The organism is Frankia sp. CoBUL1, from assembly GCF_978021245.1.
The window spans coordinates 50944-54333 of the sequence record NZ_CDXDOS010000001.1 but is presented as its reverse complement, the minus strand read 5'-3'; the positions used below and the strand labels follow the sequence as shown (position 1 = coordinate 54333).

The 3390-nt window shown below is 71.9% G+C and carries 4 protein-coding genes; 1 reads left to right on the top strand and 3 read right to left on the bottom strand.

Going from position 1 to position 3390, the window contains the following annotated elements; all coding sequences use genetic code 11:
• Positions 1–1300 (top strand): hypothetical protein (locus AC08OX_RS00330; RefSeq protein ID WP_476605955.1); only part of this gene is annotated, 1300 nt, incomplete at its 5' end.
• Between the two features lie 40 nt (positions 1301–1340).
• Here AC08OX_RS00330 and truA read toward each other — a convergent pair.
• From truA to AC08OX_RS00315, 3 genes are all read right to left on the bottom strand, one after another.
• Positions 1341–2165 (bottom strand): tRNA pseudouridine(38-40) synthase TruA, encoded by an 825-nt coding sequence (gene truA / locus AC08OX_RS00325; RefSeq protein WP_476605954.1) that lies wholly within the window; start codon positions 2163–2165, stop codon positions 1341–1343.
• Between the two features lie 214 nt (positions 2166–2379).
• A complete protein-coding gene (gene rplQ / locus AC08OX_RS00320; RefSeq protein ID WP_476605953.1) occupies positions 2380–3000 on the bottom strand; it encodes a 50S ribosomal protein L17 in 621 nt (206 codons plus the stop codon).
• A gap of 132 nt (positions 3001–3132) precedes the next feature.
• On the bottom strand, positions 3133–3390 hold a 258-nt coding region (locus AC08OX_RS00315), incomplete at its 5' end, for a DNA-directed RNA polymerase subunit alpha C-terminal domain-containing protein (protein WP_476605952.1).

The window sequence follows — 3390 nt, the reverse complement described above, 5'->3', positions numbered from 1 at the left end:
AGGCACCACGGGCCCGACAGCGGCGACGATTCCCCGCCCGGGTGGCCCGCACCCCGACCTCGACGGCTGGACTCCCCCGGCCGACGATCCCCTGTTCGGGGGGTCCCGGACGTACTCGTTCTCGCCGAAGCCGACCTCCCTGCGGATCACGCCGCCCGACACCACGCCGCCCGGCATAACACCGTCCCCGACCACCACGAGCTTGAGCACGGGGCCAGCCGGGACCGGCGCCGCATCCGTGCCGCCGTCCGGTCCGACCCGCTATGAGCGCCCGGCATCCCGTCCACGAGACTCGGACACGCCGGCCTATCCGGGTGTCTCCCCGCGCCCAGGTGTCTTCCCTGACACGGATGCCGTTACCGGCGGTCCCACCCGCATCGGTGAAACCGGCGAATCCCACCCACCCCCCGCGGCTGACGGCGGATTCGGCGACGGCGATCCAGTCGGCCTCCATTCGGTCGACGGCGATCCGGTCAACGGGTCGGCACCGTCCGCCACCGCCGCATCGAGCGCCCGTGGCGCGTACCCGCCGAGGTGGGGGCGGAGCACTCAGGACCAGGCCGGGGACCGTGGGGTCCGCGGCGCTCGGCGGCTGCTGGCCGGCGTCGCGGGGGCCGTCCTCGTCCTCATCACGGCGGTCGCGGTCGTGGCGGTGCGCAGCGGGGACAACGGGCGCAGCGGAGACAACGGGAACAAGACGCCCACCACCCGGCAGACGCTCCCACCGATCCCGGCAGGCTTCCTCGACAGCGCGACCCTCGACTCCGATCCGGTGACCGCCAACGAGTTCTTCTCCGACGAGCAGGTCGAGGCCGAAGGACGGAACTACCGACGGCTCGCCCGCAAACTGGACAACAGCTGCCCGGATCTCACTGGTGATCTGGTCACGCAGCTCAAGGACCGGCGCTGCCGGCAGGTGGTGCGGACGCTGTTCCTCAGCACCCCGGGGGACGGCGAAGGCCAGGTGTTGGCCGGCGTCACCGTCTTCGTCCTCGACAAGCTCGCCACCGCCACCGCCACCGCGGACATCCTCAACCAGGGACGCGGTGGCATCGTGCCCCTCCCCGTCCCGGCCAACTCGATTCCGAACGCGCGGATCACCGGCCCGGGTGGGAACAACTCGTGGCGGGGCGCGATCACCCGCGGGCACTACCTCATCTACACGCAGGTCGCCTACACCGACGGCACCCAGGGTGCGGGGATCGATCCCGCGCTGCGGAACGCCCAGACCGATCTGAGCACGCTCGCGACCGAGCCCATCGGAGACCGAGCAGTACTCGGCCACGGTCCGCGCCACTGACTCACCGGCGACCACTGACTCACCGGCGACCGGGGCCCCCTCAACCGGACGGCGTGGGGGGAATCCGGACGGCCCGGGTGACCTCGGCCCGGGCGGCCAGCTCAGGATCGGGCGGGTAACGCACGTCCACCAGCGTCAGGCCGTGCGCCGGCGCCACGGTGACGGCGGGGTCCCGGACACCTCGGTGCAGCACCGCCGCGGGCCACTGGGGCGGCTTGCGGCCCTCCCCGACGGCGAGCAGGGCGCCGACCAGCGCCCGGACCATGGAGTGGCAGAAGGCGTCGGCCTCGACGTCGGCCACGACGACCCCCTCAGGCCGGCGGAGCACATCGAGGCGCAGCAGCGTACGGACGGTCGTCGCGCCTTCCCGGCGCCGGCAGAACGCGGCGAAGTCATGCTCGCCGACCAGGAACAGCGCCGCCGCCGCCATCGCGGGCACGTCGAGCGGACGAGGCCAGGCCAGGGTGTCGAAGCGCCGCAGGGGTTCGGCTCCATACGGAGCGTCGGTGATCCGATAGACGTAGCGGCGGGAGAGCGCGGAGAATCTGGCGTCGAAGCCGGGCGGTGCCGGGGCGAGCCCGATGATCCGCACGGCCCGGTCCAGGACACCGTTCAGCCGCCGCGCGAGGCCGCCGAGCGGCACGTCGTCCGGGAGATCAACGTGCGCTACCTGACCGACGGCATGGACACCCGAATCGGTCCGTCCGGCGACGGTGAGCCGTACCGCCGGCAACCGCGCCACCCGCATGAGGGCGTCCTCCACATCGCCCTGCACGGTGCGTTGGCCGGGCTGGCGGGCCCATCCCGCGAACGGTGTCCCGTCATAAGAGAGGTTCAGCCGCAGCCGAACCAGCCCGTCGGTCATCGTCATCACCGGCGGGCAGCCGCCTCGCGACCCGCGGGACGACGTCCCGCGGAAACTCCCGGATCGGACATCTGCCTCTCCCCCGTGCAAGCGACGACGCGGCGGTGCGGCGGCACTAAAACGAAAGCCCGCCGCCCATGATGGGCGGCGGGCCTGCGCGGATCTACTCCAGGACGCGAGATTCGGCCGAAGATTTCGGCCTTCGGCCCGGATCTCAGTTTGCGGAGTTCTGCTCCCCGGCGCCGGAGTCGTCCCCGGCGCCGGAGTCGTCCGTCTGCGCGGTCGTCGGCTTGCCAGCGGCCCCTTCGGCGGGGGTCTCCGCTGGCTCCGCGGCCTCGGCTGCCACAGCAGCCGCGGTTGGCGACTCCTGGGCCAGCTCCTCCGCAGCCTCCGCGGTGGCGCCGGTGGGCTTGCGACGAGCCTCGAAACGGGTGCTCCGCGCCCGCTCGGCCTCACTGACGGCCTGCTGGCCGACGGTCAGCGCCTCGACCAGCTCGATCCGGGCCAGCGGGGCGTTGTCACCCTTCCGGTTGCCGATCTTGACGATCCGGGTGTAGCCACCGTTCCGGTTCGCGTAGCGCGGACCGATCTCGGTGAACAGGGTGTGCACGACCGAGTTGTCGCGTACCTGGCGCATGACACGCCGGCGGGCGTGCAGGTCCCCCCGCCTGGCGAAGGTCACCAAACGCTCGGCGTACGGACGCAGCCGCTTGGCCTTCGCCTCGGTGGTGGTGATGCCGCCGTGCTCGAACAGCGCGGTGGCGAGGTTGGCCAGCAGCAGCCGCTCATGTGCGGGGCTGCCGCCGAGCCGGGCGCCCTTGGTTGGCGTGGGCATGATGAGTGCTCCTCGTTCCTTTCACTGTCCTGCTGGTCACCGGCCTAGCCAGGCTGCCCGCCCGAAGGACGCGGCTCTCGCCACCGGAGGGTCGCCGAGGGCCCCCGCCGGAAGCGGAGGCCCTCGTGGAGATCAGTACTGCTCGGTCTCGATGAACTCCGCGCCGTCGTCGGACGGGTCGGAGAACGACGGGCTGTACGCGTCGGTGCCGTAGGTGTCCACGGCCTGGCGCGGGTCGAACCCAGGCGGGGAGTCCTTGAGCTGCAGGCCCATCGCGCCCAGCTTCGTCTTGACCTCATCGATCGACTTCTGCCCGAAGTTACGGATGTCGAGCAGGTCGGCCTCGCTACGGGAGACCAGCTCGCCGATCGTGTGGATGCCCTCGCGCTT